Here is a 16,214-nt window from a genome sequence, read left to right on the forward strand (position 1 = left end):
GAAAATAATTACTACATTTAGTTTGTCCAAAGGGGGACTTACCAATGACTTGGGATTATGAATATGACGTTGTAGTTGTTGGCTCTGGTGCAGCAGGTTTTTCGGCCGCAATCACAGCAAAAAAAGAAGGGTTACGTACACTATTAATTGAAAAAGAAAAACATTTTGGCGGTGCTTCCGCTTTATCAGGCGGCGGTGTTTGGATTCCGAATAACAGATATTTAGTTAAGGCTGGTGCTGCTGATAGTTTTAACGAATCTAAATTATATTTGGATTCCACAGTTGGCGATTTAGTAGCTGATAACATTAAAGAAATATACTTAAAAAAGGGAATTCAAATGTTGGACTATATGCACAACTTAGGACCGCATATGAGATTTTCCTATGCAAAAAACTACTCTGACTATTACCCAACGCATCCAGGCGGCAAAGGGAAAGGCCGATCAATCGAGCCAGAAGTAATTGATTTAAATAAATTACAAGATTGGAAGAGTATGCTTCTTCCTCCTTCGATGGATACAAAAGGTTTCGTTATGACAGGACAAGATTTCGTTAAAGTGAATATGATTACGCGAACCTGGGCTGGAAAAAGAGCTTCTGTCACACTAGGGTGGCGATTAATTAAGCATAAAGTATTAAAAAAAGATTATGCCTCTTTAGGAAGGGCTTTAATAGCCCGGATGGCTTTAACGTACAAGGATTTAAACGGTGAAATTTGGCTTGATTCGCCATTTATTGACTTTATTTATGAAAACGATCAAGTAACGGGTCTAACAGTAAATAAAAATGGTAAGCAAGTAACAATTAAAATCAATAAAGGGCTAATTTTTGGTTCAGGCGGATTCTCAAGAGATCAAGAAAAGCGAGATAAATTTCTTCCAAGTCCACAAAACGTCGATTGGACAAGTTCGCCAATAGGTCAAACTGGGGATATTATTGAACCATTTGCAAAACTGAATGCTCAGTTTGGATTGATGGACAGAGTTTGGGGTGCACCTACTGTCATTAATCATTTAGGAATGCCCTTCTTTCTTGTTGCTGATAGAGGCCTTCCAAATATGATCATCGTGGACCAAGACGGAAACAGATATATTAATGAACCGACTCCATACCATGAGTTCATTGATAAAATGTATGAACATAATGAAAAAACAGGAGGTAAAGCCATTACATCCTGGATTATTTTAGATGCAAGAGCTAAGAAAAGATATATTTTTACTGGTTTATTTCCCGGTCAGGATTTTCCTAAAGAATACTATGAGAATGGTATTGTTTTGAAAGGGAACACAGTCGAAGAATTAGAAAACAAATTATCTATTCCAAAGGGAAATCTAGTAAAAACAATAGACAGATTCAATGAGTTTGCTCGAAATGGGAAGGATTTAGACTTCCATCGAGGAGAAAATACACATGATAAGTATTACGGCGATCCTACTTTACCGAATCCGAATTTGCTTGAAATCAACGAGGCTCCATATTATGCAATGAAAGTTTACCCAGGCGATATCGGCACAAAAGGCGGTGTAGTGACGGACGAGTTTGCAAGGGTCGTAAAGGAAGACGGAACTATATTTGATAATGTATACGCTTGTGGTAATTGTTCAGCATCGATTATGGGACATTCATACCCCGGTCCAGGGGCAACGCTTGGACCAGGTATGACCTTTGGTTTCATAGCTTCTATGCACTGTAAGGATAAGTTATAAGTGTAAATAGCGTGTCAGCAAGCATTTGAATGGACAAGTTCAAATGCTTTTTGTCTTTTATGAAGTATGCGAGAAATAAAATACCCACATCTTCTAGTTAAAGATGTGTGTATAGATATTACTGACTATCTACTCAGCTTTTATACTTTTTCACAGGTATAAACATACCTTTAGCTACAAACAATCCAACGATTGAAAAGATTATTAATATATACAAAGTTATTGAGTAATTGATTTGTAAACTGATAATGACAGATGCAGTGATTGAGCCCATATAGCGAAACATAGAATAAATACCGGAAGCAACCCCCGTTAATTCCTTTGCTACTGATTCAAGAGAGGCAGCTTGCATTGAAGGCACCCCTAATCCTGAACCAATACCACCTAGAAATATAATCAATCCTGCAAAGATTAATTGATTATTAGTTGGAAGAATTAAATATAATACCAATGCTAGTATAAATAGGACAAAAGATAGTCTAATGGTCAACCCATGAGATTTCTGAATGGATTGTTACGTATATTTATGCAAAGACTAGAAAATAAAACCTCAACTAAACTCACATTAAATCTAAAATACCTATAAATAGACAATATGTGTTAAAGCACTTAGCTTTTTTACAATAATATAGTACAATTGGGAAAGAGAAATGGTGGATGTATTTGCAATACTATTTTTATAGGACTTATATCATATTATTATTTTCTTAATTCATTCATCATCTCGTCTCTAAATAAAACTATAAAGGTGTGTTTGTTTTGAAAGTAAAATTAAAAAGTTCAGCTGGCTTAACAAAAGAAGTTAAGATTGGATTCAGTTGGACTACTTTCTTTTTGGGTTTTTCCCCGCATTATTCCGTGGTGATTTAAAATGGGCTATAATAATGTTAATTGTAGAATTAGTTCTCGGTTCATTTACATTGGGAATAGGTGCTTGGGTAAGTGGTGTTGTATTCTCCTTTGTTTACAATAAAATATACATAAAAGAGCTAATTGAAAAAGGTTATACTCCTGCTGATGATCAAGCCCAATCTCAGTTGGAAAAAAGCCAGATATTATCACCAACAGCTTTCAGCGATTAAATAACTAAAAGTCCCTGCTCGTTAGTTTGATAGCTAAAGACCCTTACTCTTTTAGAGTAAGGGTCTTTAGCTTTACGATTGAGGTTTGTCTACATTAGATTAATCGCAGATTAAATTTCTCACCTTATTTATGATACGGTTCTCCGCAACTAATGTAAGTGCGATTTATTTCTTTTTCCGTTTTACAATTCTAGATAATCCATTATAAAGATTTTATATTTAACTAGAAAAGTGGAGCAGAGTTATATATATCTAGATGGTAAATATTCTTATCATATTTGTGTCAGACGTTTCTCTTTCATTGCTAGTCCTTGATTTAAAATTAAAGCACCTATCATTTGAATGATTGTCTTCACAATTACTTGACCCACAATAGCGGCTGGTACAGCTTCCCAAGGGATGAATCCTGCTCCTATTGGACTCAACCCAACGATAACAAAAACGACAGAATCAAGAAGTCCACCAACAATTCCGCTGTAAAAAACACGCCAAGCCATTGGTAGCTTCAAGCGCGTATAAATTTCTGTATCTGCTGTTTCAGCTATGGCAAATGATAAAGCAGATGCTGCAACAATCATTAGCGTATCTCCTAGTGAAAACGAAACGACTCCGGATAAGAATAACGCTAAGAATATAAATGCATATATTTTTGCTCGACCATACTTATTTTGCACAAGGTCTCGAAAGATGAAAGTTACTCCAACAAAAAGTGTCCCCATGGGAACGATAAACATACCAAACTCTAACGGTGCAAATCTTGCCGTTACAACATTTGCAGTTACAATTGATAATAAATAGAATAATATTCTCATAATTTTTCTCCTTTAAATACCACTAAACTACCACTAAATTTGTAGAAGCTTAGCAATGTTTATACATTCTTCCCTTGAAGCTCCCTCTTGGAATTTAAGTAATCCTCAAGTCCTTTTTTTCGCAGGTCTCTAATAACCTCTTCCTTGCCAACAAGGATTTATTCACTTCATCCCACAATAACTAATCATTATCTTTTATCGGTTATCAATCTTTTCAGGATGAAGATCATGATTCATTAAACGATAGTTTGCGATTTCTTCGTATTTCGTTCCTGGTCTTCCAAAATTGCACCATGGATCAATAGATATACCACCACGTGGCGTGAATTTCCCCCAAACCTCAATATATCTTGGGTCTAACAGCTTGATTAAATCATTCATAATAATATTCACGCAATCTTCGTGGAAATCACCATGGTTTCTAAAGCTAAATAAGTACAGCTTCAGTGATTTACTTTCAACTAATTTTTTCTCTGGAATGTATGAAATATAAATTGTCGCAAAATCCGGTTGTCCCGTGATTGGGCATAAACTCGTAAACTCCGGACAATTAAATTTCACAAAATAATCACGATTCGAATGCAGATTCTCTACTGACTCTAATACCTCAGGTGCATAGTCAGTTGCATATTGTGTGTTCTGATTCCCTAATAATGTTAAATCTTTTAATCCTTCAGTGAACTTGCGGCCAGACATAAAAAAAACCTCCTTGAAAAGTAATACCGAATCTTTTCACGGAGAGGCGCTGACATTTTCTATACAACTTACATAAAAAATACGCCATATCCAATTATGGACATGGCGTATTTTTCATGTATCCATAGTTTTTTATAGAGGGTATCAGCTATGAACCTCTCCTGATAAGTTTCAGGTATTTTATATTTGAATATAATACAATATATAAAAATAAATGTCAAATTAAGAATACGATGAACCACTTTATTTCAATAACCGCCCTTACTTGTTATACGGTTTCACCTCTGTGTATCTAAATGAGGGTTCTATATGAGCAATAAGCCATTCCCTTCAGGTGTTCACGTTCTTGCCCGACCTGTTTTTGGCTTCGCTCGACCCAACCTTCGCTCTCGATAGTTCTTATCTGCTGTCATCTCTATGCAACAGAGCCATTCTGAAGTCATCTGTGGGTGAATAAAGGCAAAAGACTTGTAAGGAGCAACCCAATTCTTTTTCCTATATGCTCTATCGAAAGAAAATAAAGTAGGGTTCTCGATTCAAAACATGAAAATGTCTCCCTGTTCGCTAACATAGCTTATCATTTTATGGTCTTAATACAATTTTCCCCGTGCTTTTGCGGCTTTCTAGAAAATGATGCGCTTTGCGGCCATCTCGCAGTGCAAATACCGTTGGCTCAGATACCGTTACTTTCCCCTCTTCTATCCAGCGGAACAACTCGGCTGAACGGGCTTCCCGTTCCTCACGGGAAGTAAGAACATTCCAAAGGTCCCCACCAGTCAAAGTCTTTGACGTATCCATCAACATTCTTGGGTCAACCGGAGCTGGGTTTCCCCCTGCCATTCCAAAAAATACAACCGTTCCCCCAATGCGAGTTGCTGCAAAACTGTCTTCGAGCGTGGAGCCTACTGAGTCATAGACTACATCTACACCTTTTCCGTTTGTTTCCTCTAAAACTTTTCCCTTCCAATCATCCGAGTACAAGAAAACCTGATTCACTCCAGCTTTCTTAGCTGCGGACGCCTTCTCCATAGAAGAGGTTAAACCAATGACCCTTCCACCTAGGAGCTTTGCAATTTGGACGAGCAACTGTCCAACGCCCCCTGCTGCCGCATGAACCAGAATTATATCATTCTCCTTAACGGCATAACTATCTTTTGTTAAATAGTGGGCAGTCAAGCCTTGCAGCAAAACGGAAGCCGCCTCTTCAAATGAAATGGTCTCTGGAAGAGGAATTGCCTTTTCCCTCGGAACTGCCACTTGTTCCGCGTTAGCATATGGGACATCGGCAAATGCAACAGGGTCGCCAACACTGATTCCTTGGACATTAGTTCCCGTCTTTTCAACGACTCCTGCCCCTTCATAACCTAAAATAAACGGGGAATTACCAGTAAGATGATAGTTCCCTTTTCTTCTATAAATATCTGCAAAATTCAAACCAATTGCTTTCATCCTTACTAATATTTCATCAGGTCCGATAACGGGGTCCGCAATTTCAAGATATTCTAGTACTTCCGGTCCTCCGAATGTATTAAACACAAGTGCTTTCAAATGAATGACCTCCTCTTATATATTTTTCCAATCGTAATTAAATTAAATTACGATTGGAAATGCAAATCAGTTTCTCTCCTTTTGGAAGGATAGGGTGATTAATAAAAACCTCATTTACTTATGATACGGTTCTCCCCGATTGATCCGGTACGCTCGATACACCTGTTCCACCAGGATTAGTCTCATTAACTGATGTGGAAAGGTCATTCTAGAGAACGAGAGCGCTTCATCGGCCCGCTTCATGACCTCTTTGCTTAGGCCGAGCGAACCACCGATAATGAAGCAGATTTTGCTTGTGCCATAGGTGGCAAGCTTGTCGATGGTTTCTGCAAGTTCTTCGGAAGATTTAAGTTTTCCTTCAATGGCTAAGGCAATGACGTGAGCATCCGGGTGGATCTTCGAGAGGATGCGCTGCCCTTCTTTTTCTTTAATTTGTTCCATTTCTATGTCGCTGAGTGTCTCTGGCGCTTTTTCATCAGCCAGTTCAATCATGTCGATTTTTGCATAAGCAGATAGACGTTTCAGGTACTCCTCAATCCCCTGTTTTAAGTACTTTTCTTTCAATTTTCCGACGGTGATAATGGTAATATTCATCGATTCCCCTACTTTACAAACAGTTTACGAACAAGTTACAAACATATTATCCACAATAGTTATCCACATATCCACAAAAATTATCCACATGTTGTATGCGAATATTAGTTCCCTACCATATATACAGCTTGATTAGGACAATATTCACAGTTTGTTGATAACTTTTCATCTGTCACTTTATTCAAAACTGGATAGGTTTCATGTTCATCTACCACTATATCTAACGCTAGTTCTACATGTTCTTGGCAGCAATAAATCATTAATTTCCCTCCTTACTTCCAACTTTCATCCACACTAGATCAATCATTCCATACTTATTTATCCACAAATTGAGTTCAAGCATACATTCATTTGTGGATGACTGATAATTTTTTCTCATCTGTCATCGTACCAAATTACTCAAAAAGCGCAAGTACAGAAAAAGGCAGGAATGATTCCTTCCTGCCTTTCTTTTTATAATTGTTCTTCAGTAAGCTTAACTGCAGCTGTTTCCTTTTTACCAGCACGGTAATAGGTAATCGTAATACTGTCTCCTATTTGCTTATCGTTGTATAAGTACTTTCTTAGACCGACTACGTCTTTGATCTCTTCCTTATCCATCTTGATAATTACATCGAATTCCTTTAGTCCAGCTTTGGCTGCTGGCGAGTTCGGCTGTACACTTGTAATCGCTACACCTGAGCTCACATTCTCGGGCAATTTGAGTGTGTTTTTCTGGTGGTACTGTGAAATTTCTTCTACAGAAGCCAAACTTACTCCCATATAGGCACGTTTAACTTCCCCGTATTTTTCAATATCATTAATAATTGGCACAACTGAGTCAATCGGGATAGAAAGTCCAATGCCTTCAACTGCACTTTCTGCAATTTTCATTGAATTAATGCCAATTACCTGTCCCTTCATGTTCACAAGTGCTCCACCGCTGTTTCCCGGATTGATTGCAGCATCTGTCTGAATAACTTCTGCATTCCAGTCTACCTGTCCATCTTCATTAATATCAACTTCTATTGTTCGTTCCAATCCTGATATAATCCCCTGTGTAATTGAACCAGAGAATTGCAGACCAAGTGGATTTCCAATGGCGATGACTGGTTCACCTGGTTTCAGTGCCGTAGATTTTCCAAACTCTGCGATTGTTTGAACCTTTGCTCCTGCTACTTCAACAACTGCAAGATCTGTCCAAGGATCGCTTCCCATCAATTTAGCTGGCAGCTTCGTTCCATCGGCAAGTGTCACCTCAAGTTCGTTTGCACCTTCAATTACGTGGTTATTCGTAACAATATACGCCTTGTCTCCTTCTTTTTTATATACCACACCTGATCCGCTTCCAGCCTCTGCAGCTTCTCCTTGCTGTCCCCAGAAGTTCGTTTGCTGTATATTTGTAATGCCCACTACAGCATCACTAGCCTTGTCTCCAGCGTCAATAACTGCCGATGTAACATCGATTGAAATATCTTGTACATGTTCAGCCGATTTTTCATTGTTTTTTGATTGACCAGCATTTTCAGTTTCCGTTCCATTATCATTATTGTTTACAACGGTTAATACGAGCAGTGCACCAATTAACACTCCCGCTAATGCCGCAAAAAAATAACCGATTTTACTTCCCCTTTTTCGTGTTTTTTGATTACTCTCCTGTTCATCAAAGTATCCCAAGGTTTACTCATCCTTTCTTTTGGTTCATGTACATATACTACCTATTCATTCTATGTTATACCCATTATTATACTCTCGATACAAGAAATAGCTTAATAAAAACACTCTGAAATTTTCCACAAAAAAGGGCTGAAGGTTGTTTCCCTTCAGTCCCTCGCTATCCCTTACACACTTACTAGTTCTGTTGCTTTTTTTGGATCCGTATCATAAATTGAAAACTGTTCACCAACAATGATCCCTTGTGTTTTCAATGTTTGCTCCACAGACATCCTGGCCAAATCTTTCATGTTATTATCTAGACTTAGATGCGCCAGGTAAATACGTTTAGTCCGATCACCAGCAACCTCACTCATTGCAAGAGCTGCATCTTCATTTGATACATGTCCTACATCACTTAAAATACGGCGCTTAATATTCCAAGGATAACGTCCCATTCTTAGCATAGAAACATCATGATTGCTTTCAAAGATATATGCTTCAGCATTTGAAATGATCCCTTTAACTCGATCGCTTACGTAACCGGTATCGGTTATTAAAACGACCTTCTTACCCTCATGATGGAAGGAATAAAACATCGGTTCAGCTGCATCATGAGAGACACCAAATGATTCAATATCCAAGCTGCCAAACGTTTTAATTTGTTCCATTTCAAAATGGAACTTTTGTTCAATCGGAATCTGTCCGATATTTCGTTCCATAGCATTCCACGTTTTTGCATTCGCATAAATAGGTAGTTTATGTTTTCTCGCTATTACGCCTAGTCCCTTAATATGGTCACTGTGCTCATGAGTAACAAGAATGCCTGAGAGCTTGGACATATCACGTCCAATATCGCTGAAAAGACCTTCTAACGCTTTACCACTCAATCCGGCATCTACTAGGAAGGATTGATCCTCCGTCTCTACGAAAAAGGCATTTCCTGTACTCCCGCTTGCGAGAACACTAAAATGCATTGTCATTCCACTCACTCCAGTATTTTTTCTTCCGTATTTAACTCAATTACTTCACCATCAAATGCATTAACAAATAGATCAAGTTCACCATTTACAATAATTCTCCAAGTTGGAACCAATAGTTGAGATACAGTAGCAGCTTGTAGTGAATTATAATACCCTAGTTCTGCTTGAATATCGCTTTTCGGTGCAATATCACCATTGTAATAGAGAGAGATAATCGCTTGTTCTGCCTGTTGAAGTTCTCTTTCCTTTTGGTACTTTTCAATTTCAACCAGATACGTTTGTTCGTAGGAGATCATATTGTTTTTATCATCAAGGAAAATAGTCACTTTTCCCTTACTGTTGTTGTAAAACATCTTATTTTCTACATACTGATAAAAAACAATCGTTTTAGCTTCCTTATCATAGGACCAAAAGCGATAATCTTTGCCATAAAGGATATTTTCCTTTAAAAACGTTTCAAGTTCTATTGCCGAGTTTTTGCTAGAGAACTTTATTTTTTTTTCAAAGTTACCCGTCAATTTATTCTTATTAATAATGGTTGTTTTCTGATCCTTAAGTTCCTTCAGCCTATCTGCTTCCTTTGTGAAATCCTTACTTTTTGCGGTAAGATAATTCTCTCTCAGTTTATTTTTCGGCAGGTTATCATACGTAATGTCTTCAAGTTTTAATAACTCTACGTCTGAAGGTCTGCTTACAAAGGGTGTATTGAAGCTTGCTTTTTTTTCAATATATTGATAAAGCAGAAAAATATCAAGGGTTAAAAAAACAATAATAAAAAGCGTTTGCGTTTTGTTCCAGTCCATCCCTACTCGCCTCCCAGTTCAGCAAACGAAACGATGGTCCAAGTATCACCAGAACGGTAATACCAAGCGGGTTCAAGTGTCACGAATTTATCATCTGACGATGGTTTCGATAAACGGTAGCCAACGACTAAATCTTGAAGCTTGCTCAGTTGAAAACCTTCTTTCATTTTCAACGCCTTTATCGCTTCCCTCCCTGTTGGCAGTTCAACCTCAGCACCATCAGATTGTAAAGGGAAATCAAGAGCGAAAGCAGGACGTTTATAACGATAAATATTGGCATTGCCCCAAACCTGTTCAATTTTAGACATTCCTAATTCATTAAATACTGGAATCCCCTCAATAAACAACTGGAAAAAGATACTCTGGTCATTTTCTTTAAGACCTGCAAACTGATATTGATTTTCTTCCCATCCTGCATGATTATTTACATGGTTTATGCTTTGCTGAATGATTTCACTTGATGAAAAACTGTTCATCGTATTCCCTTTTTCAGTGGTATCCACATAAGAAATTAAGGAATTACTTCGAACTGTCATCAAGCTGCCGTCATCTGAATACTCCTCTCCATCCTCCACTTTTTCAGTTCGGACTTCTGAGGGATTATCAAACAGAGCTTTTTTGAGGTTACTCAAATTCACGTATTTAATACTATAGATGAGCTTCTCTAATTTCGGTTTTTCTTTCAGAATAAACAATGTACGTTCTTTACTAACCTTGTACGATTCATATTCAGGTAAAGTTTGAGCCTTTTTATAGTAGGTTTGATAAAACCCTTCCATATCCGCTCCATTTAATTTACTTTCTATAACTTCCTTGTTTTTTGTTGAAACAAAATAAATCGATGAGTCTCTTTGGCTTGACTCTTTCGCTTGAAAAACAATTCGGTCAAACGAAAAGCTCGGTAAATCCTTTTCATTACTATTGAGAAGCATATTAAAAATTTTAAACGGTACTTCATCTGTTAACAAAATTTCTGTATTAGCCTCACTGTGCAGAAAATTGCTGAATTCTCCAGCTGACCCAGCCTTTTCAGAAGAGACATCTTTATAACCATTTAAAGTCCATTTAGATAAATTAGCTTGGAATTTATCCAATTCGACACTGTCGGTCATTTGAAAATGACTACCGCCTGAATGAAAAAGAATCCCTCTTAACTTAAGAATATCGTTAATTTCTTTTTCTTCTGTTTTAACCGGGATAAACCCATTGGGATCTATGTCTTCATATTCGGGCTGGGTCGTCCAAATATTCCATGTCAACACTGCACTTGTGACAATTAAAATCGTCAGAGTAATGCTTTTCACATGTTCAAAATTCATGACCACTCATCCTCTTGTTCCTGTTCGTACGGTAGGGTAAAGAATACAGTCGTTCCTTTGCCTTCCACACTTTCAGCCCAAATTTTCCCGCCATGAGCGACGACCATTTCTTTAGCAATAGCAAGTCCTAATCCAGTGCCGCCGACATTCCTTGATCTAGCTTTATCAACACGGTAAAACCGTTCAAAGATCTTATCAAGAGTGTTTTTAGGAATTCCCACTCCTTCATCACTAATACTAATCACAATCTGTTCATCTGCTTCACGGATTCTAAAGGTAATTTGTCCGCCCTCCGGGGAGTATTTCATTGCATTAGAAATAATATTGTAGAGTACTTGGGTGATTTTATCTTCATCGATTTCGACATAAAAAGCTGTTCTTGGTACATCTCTTTTAAAAATAATATCTTCTTTTTTCGACATTTCCAGCCGATCAATGATGTTTGTAAAGAAGGTGCTAAAGTTAACCCAGTTCTTTGAAAATTGATAATCTTTGCTGTCCATCTTCGACAATTGAAGCAGGTCATTCACAAGGCGGATCATTCGCTCTGTTTCATTTTGCGTGACCCCTAGAAATGCCGGAGCTATCTCCTCATCCTGCCAGGCACCTTCAGCAAGAGCTTCCAAATAACTACGCATCGTCGTTAACGGTGTACGCAGCTCATGAGAGACATTTGCTACAAACTCACGGCGATCTTCCTCGATCTTTTCCTGTTCGGTAATATCATGCAGCACGGTAATTAAGCCATTAACAAAGCCAGTTTCTTTTTGAATAACGGAAAAATTAGCACGTAGTACATATGGTTGATTCTGTTTACTATAATCAAGAATGACAGATTCTCTTTCTTCAAGTAAATCCTCGAAGGTATATTCTTCTTCCAGCCCAAGCAGTTCAATTATGGGCTGACCTAATACTGTTTCACGTGAAACATCTAATAAACGTGCTGCCGGGTCATTAATCAAGTTCACTCGTCCTCGACGATCAGTTGAAATAACTCCATCAGTCATAAACGATAATACGGAAGACAGCTTTCTGCGTTCCCCTTCTGTACTCGACTGGGAATCTTGAAGCTTTTTAGTCAGCGTATTAAAGGTGACAGCAAGCTGACCAATCTCATCATCGCCATACACTTTTACTTTACGAGAAAAGTTCCCTCTAGACATAGCTATTGCCTGTTTTCGCATATCCGTCATTGGCCGGGTAATGGTTTGACTGAGAAATACCCCTAATATTGCCGTAATAACAAGTGCTATAGCTGTTCCGGTAATAAATATAGTATTAATTTCATTCATTTCTTCGAATACGTTTTCCATATCCGCAATTAAATAGACCACACCAATCACCGTCGAATTTTCAGTAATAGGCGTTGCAAGCACCCACATGCGCCGGCCCGTATCCTTGTCACGCTGAATTTCACTATGCTCTCGGCCGACTACAAGTGTCCGCTTGACAAGAAAATCAGTTGTTTTCTTTCCGACGAGTGCTTGATTACTAGTATTCGATGTTCCAATCACTCTCTTTGATCTTTGTTCGACGACACGAACCTCGGTTATATCGTTATTGCCATTATTCTTATCTAGAAGGATTCCATTGATTGCGACTTCAAGCGGAGGATCACTTTCTGTTCTTTCTTTTGTCATTTCTTCACCTATGCTGTAGGTCAGAAGATTAATATGACTGGTAATTGATTTCTGAAAGTTTTCCTTCAATTTACCTTCTAATTCAGCAACAAAATATACACCGATAATCTGCATGGCTACAAAGATTAGCAGCACGTAGATAAGGACAAACTTCACGTGAATAGAACGAAATAAGCCTAGCTTTTTCATGGTTATTACTCCTGTTCAGGGTTACGCAGGTAATAACCTACCCCTCTTCTTGTGACAATCCAGCCTGGGTGACTTGGATTATCTTCGATTTTTTCACGTAAACGTCTCACTGTTACGTCTACCGTACGAACATCTCCAAAGTAATCATAGCCCCAAACCGTTTGCAGAAGATGTTCTCGTGTCATAACTTGTCCAATATGTTTGGCTAAGTAATGGAGCAATTCAAATTCTCTATGCGTTAACTCAATTGTATCGCCGCGCTTAGATACAACGTACGCATCTGGATGTATCGTTAAAGGTCCAATAGAGATTTCTTTTGATTCTTCTTCTGGGTTTGGCGCAGCTACTATTTGATGACGACGGAGATTGGCCTTTACACGAGCGATGATTTCTCTCGTACTAAATGGTTTCGTTACATAATCATCTGCTCCTAGTTCTAGACCTAGTACTTTATCTATCTCCGAGTCCTTAGCTGTCAGCATAATAATAGGTGTTTCATATTTTTTTCTGACTTCACGACAAACTTCCATACCGTCACGCTGTGGAAGCATGATATCTAGAAGGATCAGATCTGGCTGTAATTCCTCGACCATTTTAAGTGCTTCATTGCCATCATAAGCGCAATATACATCATAGCCTTCTTTCTTTAAATTGAATTGCAGAATATCTGCAATCGGCTTCTCATCATCTACTACTAAAATCTTTTTTTCCATATTCTTGTTTCTCCTTTGTCAAATGGTAGCTGTTATCTAAATAGCCTTCTACTTCGTTAGTAAAATAGCTTAATGATTTAATCTAGTTTTTCACTATGAATTTTTCTTTTGTTAAAACCGTACAGTGGTACCTTGAGCATACATATATTCTCTATTATACTTTATCACTTACTAGGCTTTAAATCATCTATTACCTATTTCCATTGGGTAATACCGCCTCCACAATACATGTCAAAAGCCTCCGAATCTAAGGTTCAGAGGCTTTTGATCTAGTACTTATTGATTAATATACTTAAGCGGGTCAGCAAGCGCACCATTTTTATGAATTTCAAAATGAAGATGTACACCTGTGGAATGGCCTGTGGACCCCATCACACCTATTTTCGTTCCTTTAGGTACTACTTGTCCGGAATGAACAGCTAACGAGTCTAAATGGGCATAAGTTGTTTTATAGCCGTTTTTATGATCAATGATGACCATATTTCCATACCCAGAGCCTATTCCAGCGAATTCTACCACGCCATTGTCCGCAGCTGTAATTGTTTTGGTTACCGGACGGGCAATATCAATCCCTTTATGCAATTTACCCCATCGTTGTCCTTGCTTGCTGGAGATATAACCTCCGTCTGCAGGCCATGCAAAGGTTCCTGTCCCTCTGGAAGGCACTTCTTTTGTTCCTTCTCTTTCCACTTGTGTAACTGCTTCTGATGCCACACGGTCATCTGTAACCGTTTCTTCAATAGGCTGTCCATTCATTTCAATTGTTTTATACGTAATAACCCGGTTCCCAGGTTTCCCTTTTACATCTGTTTTCTTTTCACCTTCATAAAGTTGTTCATCTTTAATAATTTTAGTCTCGAAAGCTATTTTTTTATTCCTAAAGACTTCTCTTTCAACTCGAATATCTAGATAAGATACAGGGACTTCAACTTGCAGTTCTGTACCTGACTCTAGTTTCGTCTCATCATTAATATCCGGATTTAATTCTAATAGTCTTGTTATTTCAACGTCAGTAATGTCTTCAATATCTGCCAGCGTTTCTTCATCCTTTGTTTCATAGACCGCATTAACATGCGTACCTTCATTAATCACTTCAATTGCTTCTTTAACATCAATCAGTTTAGCCGGATCTACATGAACAGCTTTACTTTCAACAGACTTTGATAATAGAATATCTGTTACACGGCTTTCCTGTGTATCGTTTACTTCCCCTTGTTTCTTTCCTTCATATTGTTCAAGTTCTTTTTCCGTCACATACTGAAGAAGTATGCTTTTTATTACTTCCTCGGCATCGGCCTTTGATGAGACATAAGCAACCCCTTCATCACCAATCATAATTTCGTAAGCATCCGCTTTGACTTTAAGATCGTGAATGACTTTATCAATAACCAAGCTATCCCGGTCAGGTTCCTCAAACATTTGTTCAGGTATGAGCGTTACCTGACTATCCGCATTAATGACGGCATCTGGGTATGCTGCTTTTGTATCCTCTACTTTTTCTTCTAAACTCGACTGTAAACCTTTATCATCAGTCAAACTTCCAACAAAATCATCATCAACATACACATGCTGCACCGTCTTCATTTCTGATGTTTCATTTTCTTTGGCAGATGAATGTATCGGAAACAGTAAAACAACTGCACATGCGGCAAGGAATCCTTTAAAAAGAGTACATCTATTATATAACTTGAACATTTTTCCTTATTCCTCCTTGAAGAAACAGCCATTATAATGACAAGAAGATATCTTATAACCTAAAGTCTTTCGATATGTAGGTATAAATGACTAGATTCATTAAACATTTTTTCCCTTCATTACTCTATCATATTGTCGAAACCATTCTGAAAGAGAGGCTAATTTGTAATAAAAATGTATAGATACTGACATCATGTTACAAAACAAAAAATCGTTTATTACATGTATTTACCTGTTATTTGCATCGGGAATGTTCGTCTGTCAGTAAGAATGACATTTGGGGTTGGAAAAATAAAGTATGAATGAATTAGGTATATGACAAAAAGATTACAGAAGAGGAAAGAAGCGAGTTAATTATAAACACAAAAAAAACGCCCTAAAGGCGTTTAAGAGATGGCGCGGGACGGAATCGAACCGCCGACACAAGGATTTTCAGTCCTTTGCTCTACCGACTGAGCTACCGGGCCATAATTTATTTTATTTCATTTCGGTATGAACCTGAAAGGCTCAATGAAATAAGCTGAACATTTAAAAATGGCGGTCCGGACGGGACTCGAACCCGCGACCTCCTGCGTGACAGGCAGGCATTCTAACCAACTGAACTACCGGACCAAAGTGACCCCTACGGGATTCGAACCCGTGTTACCGCCGTGAAAGGGCGGTGTCTTAACCGCTTGACCAAGGGGCCATTACAAAAATAAAAATGGTGAGCCATGTAGGATTCGAACCTACGACCCTCTGATTAAAAGTCAGATGCTCTACCAACTGAGCTAATGGCTCGTACAATTAACAGCAGCAAATG

The 16,214-nt window shown here is 38.1% G+C and carries 14 protein-coding genes, 4 tRNA genes, 1 pseudogene and 1 riboswitch; of the genes and pseudogenes, 2 read left to right on the forward strand and 17 right to left on the reverse strand.

Features of this window, described 5'->3' with window-relative positions; genetic code table 11:
* Window positions 1-44: 44 nt before the first annotated feature.
* Window positions 45-1,706 carry an FAD-dependent oxidoreductase gene (locus tag WYK_RS11815; RefSeq protein ID WP_040374690.1) on the forward strand — a complete coding sequence of 554 codons (1,662 nt, stop codon included), beginning with the start codon at window positions 45-47 and terminating at the stop codon, window positions 1,704-1,706.
* A 133-nt stretch (window positions 1,707-1,839) separates the two neighbouring features.
* Here WYK_RS11815 and WYK_RS24545 read toward each other — a convergent pair whose 3' ends face one another.
* A complete protein-coding gene (locus tag WYK_RS24545; RefSeq protein ID WP_161629129.1) occupies window positions 1,840-2,196 on the reverse strand; it encodes an MFS transporter in 357 nt (118 codons plus the stop codon).
* A gap of 269 nt (window positions 2,197-2,465) precedes the next feature.
* Here WYK_RS24545 and WYK_RS11825 point away from each other — a divergent pair.
* Window positions 2,466-2,788, forward strand: a pseudogene (locus tag WYK_RS11825) (DUF2628 domain-containing protein).
* A 272-nt stretch (window positions 2,789-3,060) separates the two neighbouring features.
* On the opposite strand, the gene WYK_RS11830 reads toward WYK_RS11825, so the two are convergent.
* The 16 genes from WYK_RS11830 to WYK_RS11900 form a co-directional block, all read right to left on the reverse strand.
* Window positions 3,061-3,600 carry a VUT family protein gene (locus WYK_RS11830; RefSeq protein ID WP_040374692.1) on the reverse strand — a complete coding sequence of 180 codons (540 nt, stop codon included), beginning with the start codon at window positions 3,598-3,600 and terminating at the stop codon, window positions 3,061-3,063.
* Between the two features lie 195 nt (window positions 3,601-3,795).
* Entirely contained in the window at window positions 3,796-4,296 is a 501-nt protein-coding gene (gene queF, locus WYK_RS11835; protein ID WP_040374693.1) for a preQ(1) synthase, read from the reverse strand.
* Between the two features lie 118 nt (window positions 4,297-4,414).
* Window positions 4,415-4,461: riboswitch (PreQ1 riboswitch) on the reverse strand.
* Between the two features lie 417 nt (window positions 4,462-4,878).
* Window positions 4,879-5,844, reverse strand: coding sequence for a quinone oxidoreductase family protein (locus WYK_RS11840; RefSeq protein ID WP_040374694.1), 966 nt, complete (start codon window positions 5,842-5,844; stop codon window positions 4,879-4,881).
* A 114-nt stretch (window positions 5,845-5,958) separates the two neighbouring features.
* Window positions 5,959-6,438, reverse strand: coding sequence for a 23S rRNA (pseudouridine(1915)-N(3))-methyltransferase RlmH (rlmH, locus tag WYK_RS11845; RefSeq protein WP_040374695.1), 480 nt, complete (start codon window positions 6,436-6,438; stop codon window positions 5,959-5,961).
* Between the two features lie 104 nt (window positions 6,439-6,542).
* On the reverse strand, window positions 6,543-6,698 hold the full coding sequence (locus WYK_RS23980; RefSeq protein ID WP_081704873.1) for a CxxH/CxxC protein: 156 nt from the start codon (window positions 6,696-6,698) through the stop codon (window positions 6,543-6,545).
* A gap of 193 nt (window positions 6,699-6,891) precedes the next feature.
* Window positions 6,892-8,094 (reverse strand): S1C family serine protease, encoded by a 1,203-nt coding sequence (locus WYK_RS11850; protein WP_040374696.1) that lies wholly within the window; start codon window positions 8,092-8,094, stop codon window positions 6,892-6,894.
* A gap of 164 nt (window positions 8,095-8,258) precedes the next feature.
* Window positions 8,259-9,053, reverse strand: a complete 795-nt coding sequence (locus WYK_RS11855) for an MBL fold metallo-hydrolase (RefSeq protein ID WP_040374697.1) — start codon at window positions 9,051-9,053, stop codon at window positions 8,259-8,261.
* Window positions 9,054-9,058: 5 nt separating this feature from the next.
* On the reverse strand, window positions 9,059-9,856 hold the full coding sequence (locus WYK_RS11860) for a two-component system regulatory protein YycI (protein WP_040374698.1): 798 nt from the start codon (window positions 9,854-9,856) through the stop codon (window positions 9,059-9,061).
* 2 nt (window positions 9,857-9,858) lie between these two features.
* A complete protein-coding gene (locus WYK_RS11865; RefSeq protein WP_040374699.1) occupies window positions 9,859-11,175 on the reverse strand; it encodes a YycH family regulatory protein in 1,317 nt (438 codons plus the stop codon).
* Window positions 11,172-13,004 carry a cell wall metabolism sensor histidine kinase WalK gene (gene walK, locus WYK_RS11870; protein WP_040374700.1) on the reverse strand — a complete coding sequence of 611 codons (1,833 nt, stop codon included), beginning with the start codon at window positions 13,002-13,004 and terminating at the stop codon, window positions 11,172-11,174. Before walK ends, WYK_RS11865 begins: the two co-directional genes overlap by 4 nt.
* Before the next feature lie 5 nt (window positions 13,005-13,009).
* The gene (gene yycF / locus WYK_RS11875; protein ID WP_040374701.1) at window positions 13,010-13,717 is read right to left on the reverse strand and encodes a response regulator YycF; all 708 of its coding nucleotides are present in this window, start codon (window positions 13,715-13,717) and stop codon (window positions 13,010-13,012) included.
* Window positions 13,718-13,993: 276 nt separating this feature from the next.
* Entirely contained in the window at window positions 13,994-15,412 is a 1,419-nt protein-coding gene (locus WYK_RS11880) for a peptidoglycan DD-metalloendopeptidase family protein (RefSeq protein WP_051387461.1), read from the reverse strand.
* A gap of 394 nt (window positions 15,413-15,806) precedes the next feature.
* A tRNA-Phe gene (locus WYK_RS11885) sits at window positions 15,807-15,879 on the reverse strand.
* Window positions 15,880-15,947: 68 nt separating this feature from the next.
* Window positions 15,948-16,024 (reverse strand) — tRNA-Asp (locus WYK_RS11890).
* Window positions 16,025-16,028: 4 nt separating this feature from the next.
* Window positions 16,029-16,100 (reverse strand) — tRNA-Glu (locus WYK_RS11895).
* 16 nt (window positions 16,101-16,116) lie between these two features.
* Window positions 16,117-16,192: transfer RNA gene (locus WYK_RS11900), tRNA-Lys, on the reverse strand.
* Window positions 16,193-16,214 lie beyond the last annotated feature (22 nt).

Source organism: Peribacillus psychrosaccharolyticus ATCC 23296, assembly GCF_000305495.1.
Lineage (GTDB): Bacteria > Bacillota > Bacilli > Bacillales > DSM-1321 > Peribacillus > Peribacillus psychrosaccharolyticus.